General features: G+C 69.6%; 10 protein-coding genes and 1 pseudogene. 3 read left to right on the top strand and 8 right to left on the bottom strand.

The features are described 5' to 3' along the window. Positions 1-410: pseudogene (locus tag VFB40_RS26475) on the top strand (ribonuclease D); the annotation flags it as partial. Positions 411-643: 233 nt separating this feature from the next. On the opposite strand, the gene VFB40_RS26470 reads toward VFB40_RS26475, so the two are convergent. After that, on the bottom strand, positions 644-1,099 hold the full coding sequence (locus tag VFB40_RS26470) for a hypothetical protein (protein ID WP_324855378.1): 456 nt from the start codon (positions 1,097-1,099) through the stop codon (positions 644-646). 491 nt (positions 1,100-1,590) lie between these two features. Here VFB40_RS26470 and VFB40_RS26465 point away from each other — a divergent pair, with 491 nt between their 5' ends. Together VFB40_RS26465 and VFB40_RS26460 are read left to right on the top strand one after the other, a co-directional pair. Continuing rightward, entirely contained in the window at positions 1,591-2,817 is a 1,227-nt protein-coding gene (locus VFB40_RS26465) for a thiolase family protein (RefSeq protein WP_324855376.1), read from the top strand. Further along, positions 2,814-4,925, top strand: a complete 2,112-nt coding sequence (locus VFB40_RS26460) for a 3-hydroxyacyl-CoA dehydrogenase NAD-binding domain-containing protein (RefSeq protein WP_324855374.1) — start codon at positions 2,814-2,816, stop codon at positions 4,923-4,925. Before VFB40_RS26465 ends, VFB40_RS26460 begins: the two co-directional genes overlap by 4 nt. A 95-nt stretch (positions 4,926-5,020) precedes the next feature. Here the strand turns inward: VFB40_RS26460 and VFB40_RS26455 are convergent, their stop codons facing one another. From VFB40_RS26455 to VFB40_RS26425, 7 genes are all read right to left on the bottom strand, one after another. Beyond that, the gene (locus VFB40_RS26455; RefSeq protein WP_324855371.1) at positions 5,021-6,205 is read right to left on the bottom strand and encodes a hypothetical protein; all 1,185 of its coding nucleotides are present in this window, start codon (positions 6,203-6,205) and stop codon (positions 5,021-5,023) included. 8 nt (positions 6,206-6,213) lie between these two features. Then, entirely contained in the window at positions 6,214-7,758 is a 1,545-nt protein-coding gene (locus VFB40_RS26450; protein ID WP_324855370.1) for an NAD(P)/FAD-dependent oxidoreductase, read from the bottom strand. A 119-nt stretch (positions 7,759-7,877) separates the two neighbouring features. After that, on the bottom strand, positions 7,878-9,797 hold the full coding sequence (gene dxs, locus VFB40_RS26445; RefSeq protein ID WP_414642156.1) for a 1-deoxy-D-xylulose-5-phosphate synthase: 1,920 nt from the start codon (positions 9,795-9,797) through the stop codon (positions 7,878-7,880). Between the two features lie 256 nt (positions 9,798-10,053). Then, the gene (locus VFB40_RS26440; RefSeq protein WP_324855366.1) at positions 10,054-11,328 is read right to left on the bottom strand and encodes an ROK family protein; all 1,275 of its coding nucleotides are present in this window, start codon (positions 11,326-11,328) and stop codon (positions 10,054-10,056) included. Positions 11,329-11,413: 85 nt separating this feature from the next. Beyond that, complete coding sequence (locus VFB40_RS26435; RefSeq protein ID WP_324855364.1) at positions 11,414-12,697, bottom strand: sugar ABC transporter permease; 1,284 nt, start codon at positions 12,695-12,697, stop codon at positions 11,414-11,416. Further along, positions 12,694-13,464 carry an ATP-binding cassette domain-containing protein gene (locus VFB40_RS26430; protein WP_349261641.1) on the bottom strand — a complete coding sequence of 257 codons (771 nt, stop codon included), beginning with the start codon at positions 13,462-13,464 and terminating at the stop codon, positions 12,694-12,696. The genes VFB40_RS26435 and VFB40_RS26430 overlap by 4 nt, the downstream gene beginning before the upstream one ends. Positions 13,465-13,637: 173 nt before the next feature. Next, on the bottom strand, positions 13,638-14,762 hold the full coding sequence (locus VFB40_RS26425; protein ID WP_324855360.1) for a sugar ABC transporter substrate-binding protein: 1,125 nt from the start codon (positions 14,760-14,762) through the stop codon (positions 13,638-13,640). Positions 14,763-15,109 lie beyond the last annotated feature (347 nt).

Below are 15,109 nucleotides of genomic sequence, written 5' to 3'. Positions count from 1 at the left end.
TGCCCGGTTTCTCGGGCCGCACTCGATCGGCGGACGCGGTCAGCTATCACGCGGCGCTGCGTAACGCACTCACGCTGCCCGACTCGCAGCTGCCCTCGGCGCAGCCGGCGCACGACGGCCCGCCACCTGCCAAGTCCTGGGAGCGCAGCGCGCCCGAGGCGGCGGCCCGGCTCGCAGCGGCGCGCCCGGCAGTAGCGGCGATCGCGGATGAGCACCTGATTCCGGTGGAGAACCTGCTCTCCCCCGATCTGCTGCGCAGGCTGTGCTGGTCTCCGCCGGAAAACCTCGACGACGCGACAATCGCAGAGACGCTCAGCGCAGGCGGCGCGCGGACCTGGCAAGTTGAGCTGACCGCGCACGTAATCGGCTCTGCGCTGCGGCGCGAGGCCGGTCGGCCCCCGGCGCTCTGAGTCCTCGGTCGCAAGTGTCAGTCATGCCGCAGGCTTACGCCGCGCTTCGCCTTGCTTTGGCCCACCCTCCCGCCCCCGTTCCGCTTCGCTCCACGGACTTGGGCGCTGCCGTGCACGCGCTTCGCGCTGAACGCTGCGCTGACCATTGGCTCCGCTTCGCTCCGCCCGAAACGCCGGCGGCTGACCCGGCAATGCCCACGGCCGCGCGCCCCGAGGCGGGGTTCTGAGCTACCTCAGGCAGAAGCGCTCGAAGTGGCTGAAGCGGCGAGCAGTCGATCAAGGTCGCTCTGGTCCAGCTGCGGGATCACGACTCGTGCCGGCGTCGGGCGGTCGGGAAGCGCCAGGTGGACTGTCGTGGTGAGCCTGCCGGGTTCGACGCGCGAGATCGGCAGCGAGCCCACCGGGTAGACCGCAACGACCTCGCGCGGCTTGAATATCTTCAAGACGTACACAGATGTGCTCGTGAGCGCGAGCAGGTAGTGCTTGGTCATCTTGTTGTAGACGACTGCGAGGATCAAACCGGGTACGACGCCCAGCAGCAATCCGACAAGCATCGCCGGAAATACCCACGCCGGGGCCTTGACCCTGATCTGCACCGCGAACTGGAGCTGCTCGCCGGGCGGTAGCGCCGCAGCCACGCGCGCGTCAAGATTCGCTTTCGCTCGTTCCTTCATCTCTTGCATGCCCATTGCGTCCCCAGCCCTTGGCTCATGAGTGCGGCAAGCCGCCGATCGCACGGAATCTATCAGCAGGTTGGTTCCTGGCCTGCCCTAGATCGTCAGCCTGCTGCATCGGCGAAAGTTCAGCGAAATGCGCGGGACAAACAGGGTCAGCCGCCAGCGGACGAGTCCAGGACCCGCCCTGGCACAGCGGTGCTCATGGCCCGGCGGAGCGAAGCGGGGCGGGGGCGGGAGGGAGGGCAGCCGTAGGCGTTACAAGCCAGCCGCAGGCGTAAGGCGGAGCGAAGCGGAGCCCCGCCCCCGTCCTCTCACCCACCCGCTCCACAGGGGCACGAAAGCGCGGCTTGAGCGGGCGGGGCCAGGCTGGAATCCCCGGGTACCGCTTCTTGTTACTGGCGGGTAGCATAGCCGCAGACCCAACGCCGGGCTTCGAGGTTCGACTCGGCCGGGGTCCCGGCCTGGCCGGAAGCCAACGAACGCGATGACTTCAGGAGTGCCCTGTGCCTCGTACCGCTCGCGACGTCGTCTTCGTCGACGGCGTCCGCACCCCGTTCGGCAAAGCAGGTCCCAAGGGCATTTACGCCGAGACCCGCGCCGATGACCTGATCATCAAATGTATCCGGGAGCTGGTGCGGCGCCATCCCGAACTGCCGCCGGAGCGGATCGACGAGGTCGCGATCGCGGCGACCACCCAGATCGGCGACCAGGGGCTGACCCTGGGGCGCACCGCCGCCCTGCTCGCCGGGCTGCCCAAGACCACCCCCGGCTACTCGATCGACCGGATGTGCGCCGGTGCGATGACCGCGGTGACCACGGTCGCCGGGGCCGTCTCCCTCGGCGCCGTGGACGTGGCGATCGCCGGCGGCGTGGAGCACATGGGGCGGCACCCGATGGGCGAGGGCGTGGACCCGAACCCGCGGTTCGTCTCCGAGAAGCTGGTCGACGAGTCCGCGCTGGTCATGGGCCAGACCGCGGAGAACCTGCACGACCGCTTCCCCGGCATCACCCGCGAGCGCGCCGACGCCTACGCGCTGAACTCGCAGCTGAAGGTCGCCAAGGCGTACGCCGACGGCAAGATCCAGCCGGACCTGGTGACGGTGGCCACGCGCAACTCGCTGGAGTCGCAGACACCGGCCGGTGGCGGGTGGGGGCTCGCTACCGAGGACGAGCCGCCGCGTCCTGACACGACGTTGGAGGGGCTGGCCGGACTCAAGACCCCGTTCCGCGTGCGCGGCCGGGTGACCGCGGGGAACTCGGCTGGGCTGAATGACGGCGCGACGGCGTCGATCATCGCCGCCGAGGATGTGGCGCGCGAGCTGGGGCTGCCGATTCGGATGCGGCTGGTCTCGTTCGCGTTCGCGGGGGTCGAGCCCGAGGTGATGGGGTACGGTCCGGTGCCGGCGACGGAAAAGGCGCTCGCGTCGGCTGGACTGACCATTGATCAGATCGGCCTGTTCGAGATCAACGAGGCCTTCGCCGTGCAGGTGCTGGCCTTCCTCGAGCACTACGGCATCGCCGACGACGACCCGCGGGTCAACCAGTACGGCGGCGCGATCGCGCTCGGCCACCCGCTGGCCTCCTCCGGGGTCCGGCTGATGACCCAGCTGGCCCGGCAGTTCGAGGAGCACCCCGAGGTGCGCTACGGCCTGACCACGATGTGCATCGGCATCGGCATGGGCGGCACCGTGATCTGGGAGAACCCGCACTTCGAAGGAGCCGACAAGTGACGAGCGAGCTGGCACAGAAGGCAGCGGAGGCCTTCCCGGACGAGGTGGTCACCTCTGCCCCGGTCCGGGTCCTCGACCTGCCCAACGGCGCGGGCAGGTTCGCCCTGATCACGCTGGACAACGGCTTCGACCACACCAAGCCGACCACCTTCGGGCCGCGCGGCCTGATCAATATCGGCGCGGCTTTGGACGAGGTGGCGCGGCTCGCCGATGCGGGCGAGATCGTGGCCGCCGGCGTGACCGGCAAGCCGTTCATCTTCGCCGTCGGCGCCGACCTCAAGGGCGTCGAGGTGGTGACCGAGCGCGAGCAGGCTTACGCCATAGGCAAGTCCGGTCACGACGTGTTCCGCCGCTTCGGCGAGCTGTCCGTGCCGACGTTCGCATTCATCAACGGTGCCGCGATGGGCGGCGGCGTGGAGATCGGGCTGCACTGCACGTACCGCACGATCTCGGCAGGTGTACCGGCGTTCTCGCTGCCTGAGGTCTTCCTCGGCCTGATCCCCGGTTGGGGCGGTACCCAGCTGCTGCCGCGGCTAATCGGCCCGGACGCGGCCGTGACCGTGATCCTGGAGAACTCGCTCTCGCAGAACCGCCAGCTCAAGGGCGTGAAGGCGTACGAGCTCGGCATCGCGGACGCGCTGTTCGAGCCGGCGGACTTCCTGGAGGAGTCCCTGGCGTGGGCGGCGAGCGTGCTGCGCGGTGAGCTGGTCGTCGAGCGCAAGAAGTTCTCCGACGAGGAGTGGGAGGCGGCGCTCGAGCGCGGTAAGCAGATCGCCGACTCCAAGGTGCACGGCGCGACCCCGGCGCCGTACCTGGCGCTGGACCTGATCGCCAAGGCGCGTACCGCGTCGCGCGACGAGGGCTTCGCCGCCGAGGACGAGGCGCTGACCGACCGGATCATGAGCGAGGAGCTGCGCAGCGGCATCTACGCCTTCAACCTGGTACAGAAGCGGGCCAAGCGGCCGGCCGGCGCCCCGGACAAGTCGCTGGCCCGTCCGGTGACCAAGGTCGGCATCGTCGGCGCCGGACTGATGGCCTCCCAGCTCGCGCTGCTGTTCGTGCAGCGGCTGGCGGTGCCGGTGGTCCTGACCGACATCGACCAGGAGCGGGTGGACAAGGGCGTCAAGTACGTCCACGAGCAGCTGGACTTCCAGGCGCTCAAGGGCCGCCTCAACGCCGACAAGCTCAACCGGCTCAAGGCGCTGGTCTCCGGCTCGCTGACCAAGGACGCGTTCGCGGACGCCGACTTCGTGATCGAGGCGGTGTTCGAGGAGCTCTCGGTCAAGCAGCAGGTCTTCGCCGAGGTCGAGGCGGTCGTGCGGCCGGACTGCGTGCTGGCGACGAACACCTCCTCGCTCTCGATCACGCAGATGGCGGCCAAGCTGGAGCACCCGGAGCGGGTGGTCGGCTTCCACTTCTTCAACCCGGTCGCGGTGCTGCCACTGCTGGAGATCGTGCGGGCGGAGAAGACCGACGACGCGTCGCTGGCCACCGCCTTCGCCGTGGCCAAGCAGCTGAAGAAGTCCAGCGTGCTGGTCAAGGACGCCCCGGCGTTCGTGGTCAACCGGCTGCTGACCCGCTTCCTCGGCGTGGTCAACGAGGTGCTCGACGAGGGCACGCCGGTCGAGGTCGCGGACAGCGCGCTGGAGCCGCTGGGCCTGCCGATGTCGCCGTTCGTGCTGATGGAGCTGGTCGGTCCGGCGGTCGCGCTGCACGTCTCGGAGACGCTGCACGGCGCGTTCCCGGACCGGTTCAGCGTGTCGGAGAACGTGCGTCGGCTGGTGGGCGCGGGCAAGAAGGCGTTCTACCTGCCCGGCACGACCACGCTCGACCCGGAGGTCGAGGCGCTGCTGCAGGTCGGTGACAAGCCCTCGACGGCCGAGGAGGTGCGCGACCGCGCGCTCTCGGCGATCGCCGAGGAGATCGACCTGATGCTCAAGGACGGCGTTGTGGCCGAGGCTCAGGACATCGACCTGTGCATGATTCTCGGCGCGGGCTGGCCGTTCCACCTCGGCGGTATCACGCCGTACCTGGACCGCACCGGGGTGTCCGAGAAGGTCACCGGGCGCAGGTTCCTGCCGGTGGGCGTGGCCTCGCTGCCGAGCTGATCCGGCGTTAGCTGAAGGAACAGGGCCCCGGCCGGGACGAGTAGTCCGGCCGGGGCCCTGCTTCGCGTCGGGCGTCGGGCATCACACGCCGGGCGTCAGGCGACGAGGAATCCCGCGAGCGCGGTGTGTGTCGTCCAGATCAAAAGCGCGATGCTCGCACTGAGCAGCAGCGCTTCCTGCCACCACCGCCGAAAGACCAGAGCGGCCGCGATCAGGATCGGGAAGAGGGCGCCGACGTAACGCGGTAGCGAGGTGAAGTTGTGTGATGTGATCGCGAGGCCGTACATCGGCAGCGTCCACAGCGCATACGACGCAGGCAGCTTGCGCGCGACCACCGGCAGCAGCACCGCCCCGAGGACGATCAGCAGCAGGCACATGTCCGCGACCTGGTGACCGTGGTAGCGGAACCGCGAGACGACGTGGAACGCATGTAGCGGACTGTTGATCAGATGAGCGCGGTTCGCCTGGAGGGTCTGCTGGGTGAAGGGCAGCATCCACGCGTGGAACCGCAGCCGCGAGTAGCCCAGATAGCTGATCAACCCGGCGACCGGCGCGACGGTGGTGAGCAGCGCCTTCGCCGCGACGCGGCCGCGCCAGCCTGCGGCGTGGGCCGAGCGCACGCCCTCGACGGCGCCCGGGATCGCCAGCAGCAGGCCGGTCGGGCGCGCGATGCCGCTCAGGAAGCCGAACACGACCGCCGTCCACGTCCGCGCCTTCCGGTCGGGGTAGGCGCGGATCGCGAGGAAGTAGCCCGCGGCGAGAACCCCGGCCAGCGGCTCGGTGTATGCCATCACCAGCGCGTATCCGCCCGGCGCAAGCTGGGTCAGCCAGGCTGCGCGTCGGGCCGAGGCGCGATCCCCGGTCTCCCGTACGACGATCCGATGGACCAACGCGCCGAACACCAGCGCGCCGGCCCAGCAGACCCCGAACAGCGCGATGGTGATAGGCACCCGGGTCACTGCGGTAACCGCCGCGGCTGTCATCGGCGTGAGCGGGAAGAAGTGGATGAACCCGCCCTGCACGTCGTACCCGTTCGCTGCGATGTACCGGTACCACAGCGTGTCCCACATGAAGAGCTTGGCGAGCGGGTGATCCCTGCTCATGTGCCAGGAGATCAGGCACACGATCAGGTGCCCGGCCATCCAGGCGGGCAACGTCGCCCACAACCCGTCAAGCAACCAGCGCAGCCGGCCCCGGCTGCCGCCCGCCCCCGCGCCGTCGGCTGACCCACCGTCAGCCGGAGGCGCCGCGGGCGCCTCGAGGTCCACCCCCTGACTCATCGAGACCCCTACGCCGAGACGGCCTCGTTCGGCAGCTGCTGCCCCTGGCGCGGCATCAGCGGCGCGTCACGCCCGGTGCCTGCGGGCGTCGAGCGCTTGGTGCCGCCGTCGCCGCCCTCCTCGTGGTACTCCTCCTCGACGTTGACCGACCAGACGTCGTGCGCCGAGCCGGTGCGGATGTTCTCCGCGGTCAGCAGCGCGGTCATCATCGAGTGGTCCTGGTTGTTGTAGCGGTGCATGCCGTTGCGGCCGACCGGGTGCACGTTCGGCACGTTCGCGGCCAGCCACTCCCGGATGACGTCCAGGTTCTTCTGGTAGCGGTCGTCGTACACCGGGTACGCCTTCGGCATCCGCACGACGTATCCGGCCTCGACGTTGCCCGGCGCGATCAGGCCGAGCCGCTCGAGTTCGGCCGTGCCGAGCTTGACCAGCTCGTCGTCCGGGGCGCTCCACACCTCGTCGCCCTCGTTGACGAAGTATTCGAGGCCGAGGCAGGTGCGCCCGTCCTTGACCAGGAACGGCGACCACGAGCCGAAGTTCTGGATCCGCCCGACCTTCACGCCCGGGGTGTGGATGTAGATCCAGTTGTCGGGGAAACCCGCCTCCAGCGGGACGACCAGCGCGATGGTCAGGAAGTCGCGGTAGCGCAGGTCGTCCGCCGCGGCCTGGACCGGGGCGGGCGCGGCCGGCTGCATGGAGCGGATCAGCGCCGAGATCGGCGTGGAGGAGACGACGTGGTCGGCCGGAACCTCGCTCGAAGTCCCGTCGGCGCCGGTCACCGTGACCGAGACCGCGCCCTTGCCGGACTCCCAGCGCACGTGCTCAACCGGCGCGTTCAGCTCCACCGAGCCGCCCTGCGCCCGCACCTTGTCGGTGGCGACCTGCCACATCATGCCGGGCCCGAACTTCGGGTACTGGAACTCCTCGATGAGGCTGGTGATCTCCTTCTGGTTGCGCTTGGGCAGCAGCGCGTTCTTGATCGCGCCCATCAGCGACAGGTTCTTGATCCGCTGCGCGGCCCAGTCCGCCGGCAGCTCGGCGGTGCTCATGCCCCACACCTTCTCGGTGTAGGTCTTGAAGAAGATCGAGAACAGCCGCTTGCCGAAGCGGGCGGTGACCCAGGCGTCGAAGTGGCTCTGGTCCTTCGGCGGGCGGACCCTCGCCCAGGCGTACGAGCCGAGGCAGCGGGCCGCCTCGAGCAGCCCGAGCCCCTTGAGCGCGTTGCCGGCCTTGAGCGGGTAGTCGAACAGCTTGCCCCGGTAGTAGATCCGCGACATGCGCGGGCGCAGCAGGAAGTCCTCGTCCGGAAGGATCTCGTGCCAGAGCGCCTCGACCGCGGCCACCTTGGTGAAGAACCGGTGGCCGCCGATGTCGAAGCGCCAGCCGTCGCGCTCCACGGTCTGCGAGATGCCGCCGACGACGTCCGTCGATTCGTACACCCGGACCGGGTAGCCGTGCTTGCTCAGGTCGTAGGCCGCGGTGAGGCCGGCCGGACCGGCCCCGATGACTACGGTCGCGGGCCGGGCGTCAGTGTTGGTACGAGTGGGATCCACGCGCTAATTCTTTCAGGAGGCTTTAAGGTAGCGCGGGAAACATCGCGTTACAGTGTGTCCCCGTGCTGTAACGAATTCGAGCCGGACGAAAGAATCGCGTTGACCCCCCCGGCCCGCGGTCAGCTTAGCGCCGCGCGCGCCGCGGCGGCGACGCCCTGAGCGCTCAGCCCGATCCGCTCCAGGATCGCGGCGCGTTTGCCGTGGTCAAGGAACTCCTGCGGAATGCCGAGCACCCGCAGCGGCCGGGTCACCCCTGAATCTTGCAGCGCCTGGCTGATCGCGGCGCCGACGCCGCCGACCCGGCCGTTGTCCTCCACGGTCACCACGGCGCGGTGGCCGCGGGCCAGTTCGACCAGCGCCGGATTGACCGGCTTGACCCACCGCGGGTCCACGACCGTCGCCTCGATGCCCTCCGCGGCCAGCAGTTCCGCCGCCTGGAGCCCCTGCACGGCCATCGGACCGGCGGTCACGATCAGGACGTCGGGGTTGGCGGGCGCGCGCAGCAGGTCCACGCCGTCGACCCGGTCGACCGCCTCGATCTCCGGTCCCACCGCGCCCTTGGAGTAGCGCACCACGGTCGGGCCGTCGTGCACGTCCACGGCCTCGCGCAGCTGGGCCCGCACCTGGGCGGCGTCGCGCGGGGCGGCGATGCGCAGGCCGGGGACGACCTGGAGGATCGACATGTCCCACATGCCGTTGTGGCTGGCGCCGTCGTCGCCGGTGATGCCGGCCCGGTCGAGCACGAAGGTCACGGCGGCGCGGTGCAGCGCGCAGTCCATCAGCACCTGGTCGAAGCAGCGGTTCAGGAAGGTCGCGTACACGGCGACGACCGGGTGCAGGCCGCCGAAGGCGAGGCCGGCCGCGGAGGTGGCGGCGTGCTGCTCGGCGATGCCGACGTCGTAGATGCGGTCGGGGTAGGCCTTGGCGAACTTGTGCAGCCCGACCGGGATCATCATCGCGGCGGTGATGCCGACCACGTCGGACCGCTCGTTGCCGATCTTGACCATCTCGTCGGCGAAGGCGTCGGTCCAGCTCGGCCCGGCGATCTGGAACGGCAGGCCGGTCTCCGGGTTGATCACGCCGATGCCGTGGAAGTGGTCGGCCTCGTCGTCGAGGGCCGGCTGGTAGCCCTCGCCCTTGCGGGTGATGCAGTGCACGATGACCGGGCCGCGGAAGCCCTTGGCCCGGCGCAGCGCCGCCTCGACCGCGGTCACGTCGTGCCCGTCGATCGGGCCGATGTACTTCAGGCCGAGGTCCTCGAACATGCCCTGCGGGGCGACGATGTCCTTGATGCCCTTCTTCATCCCGTGCAGGGTGTCGTAGATGGCCGCCCCGACGACCGGGGTGCGGCTGAGCGTTCCCTTGCCCCAGGACAGGAACTTCTCGTAGCCCTGCGTCGCGCGCAGCGTCGAGAGGTGCTCGGCCAGGCCGCCGATCGTGGGCGCGTAGGAGCGCTCGTTGTCGTTGACCACGATGACGACGGGACGGTCCTTGGCGCACGCGATGTTGTTGAGCGCCTCCCAGGCCATGCCGCCGGTCAGCGCGCCGTCGCCGATGACCGCGACGACCCGCCGGTCGCTCTGCCCGCGCACCTGGTAGGCCTTGGCGATGCCGTCGGCGTAGGAGAGGGCCGTGGAGGCGTGTGAGTTCTCCACCACGTCGTGCTCGGACTCGGCGCGGGAGGGGTAGCCGGAGATCCCGCCCTCCTGCTTGAGCTTGGAGAAGTCGTGCCGGCCGGTGATGATCTTGTGCACGTAGGACTGGTGCCCGGTGTCCCAGACGATCGTGTCGCGGGGCGAGTCGAAGACCCGGTGCAGCGCCAGGGAGAGCTCCACCACGCCGAGGTTGGGGCCGAGGTGGCCGCCGGTCCTGGTCACACTCTCGATGAGGAAGTCGCGGATCTCCCGGGCGAGGCGCACCAGCTCCTCGCGGCCGAGCCGGTCCAGGTCCCGCGGCCCGTGCACGGTGCTGAGAAGGGATCCAACGCTCGAAGCTGACGCACTCTCTGACGCGTTCTCGGCGCTCGAACTGCCCGGCAGCGACACGGGTTCCTCCTTGGTGGCTCGACGGTTCCCCGAGTGTGGCGAAGCCCGGAGTCAATGGTCCCCTGTCCGGACCTTGAGCGCTCGCGCGCCGAAGATCCGATGGGACGAGGGTCCGAGTCTAATCGCCGAGCGGTCGCGGACCGGGGTAGATCATCCGGCCCTCCACACGATCTTCACCGTCCTGAGGTGACCTTCGCCACGACCCGGCGGCGGCGTGAGGAGCCCGCGAAGTGCGTACGCTTCGGGCGCTTCACCAAGCGTCGGCGGGAGGCGTAGCGGCGGCCGCGAGCAGCGGCGCGAGAGCGCCGGGCGGGTCGCTCAGCAGCGGGCCGAAGGCGCGTTCGGCAGCGCCCACGAGCGTGGAGTCCGGGCCGAGCCCGGGGGCGACCAGCCGCACCAGCTCGCGCGGGGCGACCAGGCCGGAGGTGCGCAGCGTGGTGCGAAGCTGCTGCTCGACGGCCGGGAGGATGTCGCGCAGCAGGCCGCCGAAGACGACCACCTCGGGGTTGAAGATGTTCACCAGGTTGCCGACCCCGATGCCTAGCCATTCCCCCACATGACGGATCGCGGCCGCGGCGCGCGGGTCGCCTCCGGCAGCCGCGGACACGACCGCGGGCACCGTGGAGCGGGGGCCGTCCGGGTGCCCAGCGGCGTCGAGGATCGCCTTCTCGCCGATCTCGGTCTCCCAGCAGCCGCGCGCCCCGCAGCGGCACAGCCGCCCGGCCGGGTTCACCACCATGTGACCGAGCTCACCGCCGTAGCCGCCGGCGCCGCGCAACGGCTGGCCGCCGACGATGATCCCGGCGCCGACGCCGACCTCGCCGGTCAGGTACACCGCGTCGGTCGCTCCGGCCGCGGCTCCGCGCACGTGCTCGGCGAGCGCGCCGAGATCCGCGTCGTTGCCGACCACCACCGGGGCGTGGATGCCGTGCTGCGAGAGCACGGAGGAAAGGGTCTCGCCGAGCGGGGCGTCCACCCAGCCGAGGTTGGGGGCGAAGCGGACGAGTCCGTCGGCGTCGCGCACCACGCCGGCGATCGCCGCGCCGATCCCGACGCACACGGCGTCGGACGCGGCGCGGCTGAGCATCTCGCCGGTGAACCGGCCCAGGTGCGCGGCCACGTCGTCAAGGGCGTAGTCGCCGCGCGGCCGGTAGAGCTCGCGCCGGTCCAACACGGCTCCGCCGAGGCCGACGCGCGCCGCGATCAGGTAGTCGACGCCGATGTCGAAGGCGAGCACGTACACCCGCTCCGAGCGCGGCACGACGACGAGGGACGGTCGCCCGGCCCCCGCGCCGGCCCCGCGCGCGGGGAGTTCCTCGCGCACGAGACCGGCGTTGGTCAGATCGGCGGTAAGCGCGCCGATCGTCGACCGGTTGAGCTGCATCGCGGCGGTCAGTTCCGCGCGCGAGGTGGGTCCGTGCACGTGCACGTACCGCAGCAGGGTGGACACGTTGTGACGGCGCACCTCGTCCTGGGTGGCTCCGGCCGCGCCCGCTGCCATGGCCGAGTTGCGGCGTTCAGACAAGGCAGTGCCTCTCAGAGCTCTGAGCAGTCATCACCGTTCGTCTCCCGTCCGACGCGTGCCACCCTGCCTGCGGAGTAGTGCGCGCCTAGCTCGTCGACCGGCCGGCGTGGCGGGACAGCGCGTCGACCGCGGCCGCCAGCAGCAGGACGATGCCGGTGATGATGAACTGATAGGCGGAGGCGTTGCCTCCCTTGATCAGGTCGCTCATGCCGTACTGCAGGATCGCCAGCGCCAGGCCGCCGAGCACCGCGTCGACCACCCGGCCGCGCCCGCCCATCAGCGAGGTGCCGCCGATGACGGCGGCCGCGACCGCAAGCAGCAGGACGTTGCCGCCGCCCTCCTGGGTGTTCACGCCGTTCAGCTGCGAGGCGAGGAACAGCCCGGAGAAGCCGGCCATCGTCGAGCAGATGACGAACACGGAGGTGCGGATCAGTCGGACCGGGATACCGGCACGGCGGGCGGCCTCGTCGTTGCCGCCGACCGCGTAGACGTGCCGGCCGTAGCGGGTCTTGCTCAGGGCGAAGGTGAGGATGATCAGCAGGACCGCGATGATCGGCGCCACCCACGGGACGCCGCGGATGTGGATGCCCTCGCGCTTCTGCCAGTCCAGCGCCTCGTCCACGTTGCAGAAGTAGACGAAGATCGCGCCGCCGATCGCGAGCGCGGCGATGCGCAGCGCGAGCACGCTGGTCGGCTCGTTGGCCAGGCCCTGTCTGCGCCGGCTGGCCGCCTGCACGAACTTCACCGCGGCGTAGCCGAGGACCCCGATGACCAGGTAGACCCAGCCCAGGACCGGGGAGATCCGGCCGTTGTCGAGCAGCAGCAGGGTCTTGTCGGTGATCGAGACCTGGCCGGAGCTGCTGCCGATCACCAGGATCTGCGCGCCCTGGAAGGAGATGAACGCGGCCAGGGTGACCACGAACGAGGGGATGCCGATGCGGGCGCGCAGCCAGCCGAGCAGGGTGCCGGCGACCGCGCCGAACGCCGCGGCGCCGAGGATGGCGATCGGCCAGGCGATGCCGTGCTTGACCGAGAGGATCGCGCCGAAGGCCGCGGCGGTCGAGCCGACCACGCCGGCGGACAGGTCGATCTCGCCGAGCAGCAGCACGAACACCAGGCCCATGGCCAGGGTGATGGTCGGCGCCGCCTCCTGCAAGATCGAGACGAAGCTGGAGAGGGTCAGGAAGCCGGGCTGGGCGATCGAGAAGATGACCACCAGCAGCACGATGCCGATGACGGCGGGCAGCGAGCCGATCTCGCCGGTGCGCACCCGCGAGCGGTAGTTGTTGAAGGTCTCGCCGAGGGTGCGCGGCACCGCGGCGGTCACGGTGGGAGCCGCGTCGGCGCGGCTGTCGATCAGCTCGCTCATGCGGCCGCTCCGTTCGAGCTCAGCGTGGTGGTCAGCGGCAGGCCGAGGTTGCCAGAGCGGCCGGCCGTGATCAGCTCAACGATCTGGGTGTGCGTCACCTCGGAGCGCTTGACCAGTGCGGCCATCTGGCCGAGGTAGAGCGCGGCGATGCGGTCGGAGACCTGCAGGACGTCGTTCATGTTGTGCGAGATGAGGATGACCGCGAGGCCCTGGTCGGCCAGGTTGCGCACCAGGCGCAGCACCTCAGCGGTCTGCGCGACGCCGAGCGCGGCGGTCGGCTCGTCGAGGATGACCACCTTCGAGTTCCACAGCACGGCCTTGGCGATGGCCACGGTCTGCCGCTGGCCGCCGGAGAGGCTGGCGACCTTCTGCCGCACGGACTTGACCGTGCGCACCGAGAGCGACGCGAGGGTCTCGCCGGCCGCCCGCTCCATGGAGGGCTCGTCGAGGGTGCGCGCCCCGGTGACCCGCTCACGGCCGAGGAACATGTTCTGCACGATGTCGAGGTTGTCGCACAGCGCGAGGTCCTGGTACACGATCTCGATGCCCAGGTCGGCAGCGTCGCGCGGACCGTGCACCTTGACGTGCCTGCCCTCGAAAAGGTACTCCCCGTCGTCGATGGAGTAAGTGCCACCGATGCACTTGACCAGGGTGGACTTACCCGCCCCGTTGTCGCCGACCAGCGCCGTCACTTCGCCGAGGTGGGCTTCGAAGTCCACCCCTTTGAGCACACTGACGGGGCCGAACGACTTGTTGATCCCGCGCATGCGCAGGATCGGCTCGTTCTCGCTCACCTCGACCTCTTCTCCTGGACCCGCCTCGATATGGCGAAACTGTGACAACGCGATACCACCGGGAACGCCTCCGTACAAGCCAAGCCCCCGGTTCCGCGCGACGGCCCAGGCGGGAGCCGCCGCGCGAAACCGGGTGATTCCGGGACTTACTGGGCCGTGATGCCGGCCGCGGTGCACTTGGCGACGTAGGCCGCGGTGCAGACGTCCTTGTACGGGGTGTAGTTGTCCTTGATCGGCTGGTCGACGTTCTGCTTGGTGATGGTCACCGGGGTGGCCAGCAGCGACTTGATCGGCGACTGGTTGCTCGGGTCGGTCACCGTCTGGAAGTTCTCGGTCGGGGTCTTGCCCGCGGCCAGCTCAGCGGCCAGGTCGACGGCCGGGACGGCCTCCTGCGAGGACGGCTTGTAGATGCTGAAGGACTGGTCGCCGTCCAGGATGTGCTGCAGACCGCCGGCGGTGGCGTCCTGGCCGGACACGACGACCTTGCCGTTGATGCCCAGGTTCTTCAGGTCCGCGATGACCGCGTTGGCCATGCCGTCGTTCGCCACCATGACGGTGTTGATGCCGTGGTCGGCGTTGTACATGGAGGTGAAGGTGGTGCCGGCGGTGGTGTTGTCCCAGTTCGGGATGGCCTGCTCGGCCGACTTCTTCCAGGTGCCGCCGGAGATCAGCGGGTTCAGCACCGACATGTAGCCCTGGTTGAACAGGGTCGCGTTGTTGTCGGTCGGGGCGCCGTCGAGGATCGCGACGTCCGGCTTGGCGATGTTGGCGGCCTTGACCGCGGCGACCAGCGCGTTGCCCTGGTCCTTGCCGACCTGGACGTTGTCGAAGGACACGTAGTAGTCGGGCGCCGAGCCGGGCACCAGGCGGTCGTAGTCGATGACCTTGACGCCCGCGTCGTGCGCTTCCTTGGTGACCGCGAGACCCGTGGTCGGGTCGGTCTGGGTCAGGATCAGGATCTGCACGTGCTCGGTCTTGATCATCTGGTCGGCGATCGACTTCTCCTGCTGGTCGCTGCCCTGCGCGTTCTGGATGTCGCAGTCCAGGTTCTTCTTCGCGCACTCGGCGCTCAGGGCCGGGCGGTCGGCGCCCTCCCAGCGGGCCGAGGTGGCGGTCTCAGGGAGAATGATGCCGATCTTCGGCTTGGCCCCACCGTTGTTGGAGCTGCCCGAAGACGAAGAGCTCGGCGAGGAGGAGCTGGAACACGCCGCGACACCGAGCGCCAGAGCAGCGGCGCCGACGGTGGCGGTGAGGACGGCCTTACGCATCATCGCGTTTTGGTCCTTTCTCAGTGCCGGCCCGGTGGCAACCAGTGCCCGGCGGCTCGGCGTTCAAGGAATGTTGTGACCGGCAACGTATTCGGTCAGTCCCCGGTTGGGAAGGGGTCTGACCGGTCATTTTGTTGAACGGTGTAACGATTGGGAAACGCGTTACGCTGCCGAAGGATACACACCGGGCCCGGAAATCCGACATATCGGACGAGGTCTAGACCAATGTGTCGCGCCGGGTGATCGTGGTATGGCGCGCGACGTGCTGCGGCACACGCCCGGGACACCTTCCGGCAACAATTCGAACGCGTGTCGAATCAGGGATTCGACAGGGCCCTGAGGCCCTTCCA

Source organism: Actinocrinis sp., from assembly GCF_035650855.1.
Classification (GTDB): domain Bacteria; phylum Actinomycetota; class Actinomycetes; order Streptomycetales; family Catenulisporaceae; genus Actinocrinis.
The sequence above is the reverse complement of the archived record's forward strand: the minus strand, read 5'-3'. Positions and strand labels throughout refer to the sequence as shown.

Excerpts from the sequence above, each read along its gene's own strand:
- VFB40_RS26430 (WP_349261641.1), bottom strand. The coding sequence starts at position 13,464 with ATGCGCGGGATCAACAAGTCGTTCGGCCCCGTCAGTGTGCTCAAAGGG.
- VFB40_RS26470 (WP_324855378.1), bottom strand. The coding sequence starts at position 1,099 with ATGGGCATGCAAGAGATGAAGGAACGAGCGAAAGCGAATCTTGACGCG.
- VFB40_RS26435 (WP_324855364.1), bottom strand. The coding sequence starts at position 12,697 with ATGAGCGAGCTGATCGACAGCCGCGCCGACGCGGCTCCCACCGTGACC.
- VFB40_RS26425 (WP_324855360.1), bottom strand. The coding sequence starts at position 14,762 with ATGATGCGTAAGGCCGTCCTCACCGCCACCGTCGGCGCCGCTGCTCTG.
- VFB40_RS26455 (WP_324855371.1), bottom strand. The coding sequence starts at position 6,205 with ATGAGTCAGGGGGTGGACCTCGAGGCGCCCGCGGCGCCTCCGGCTGAC.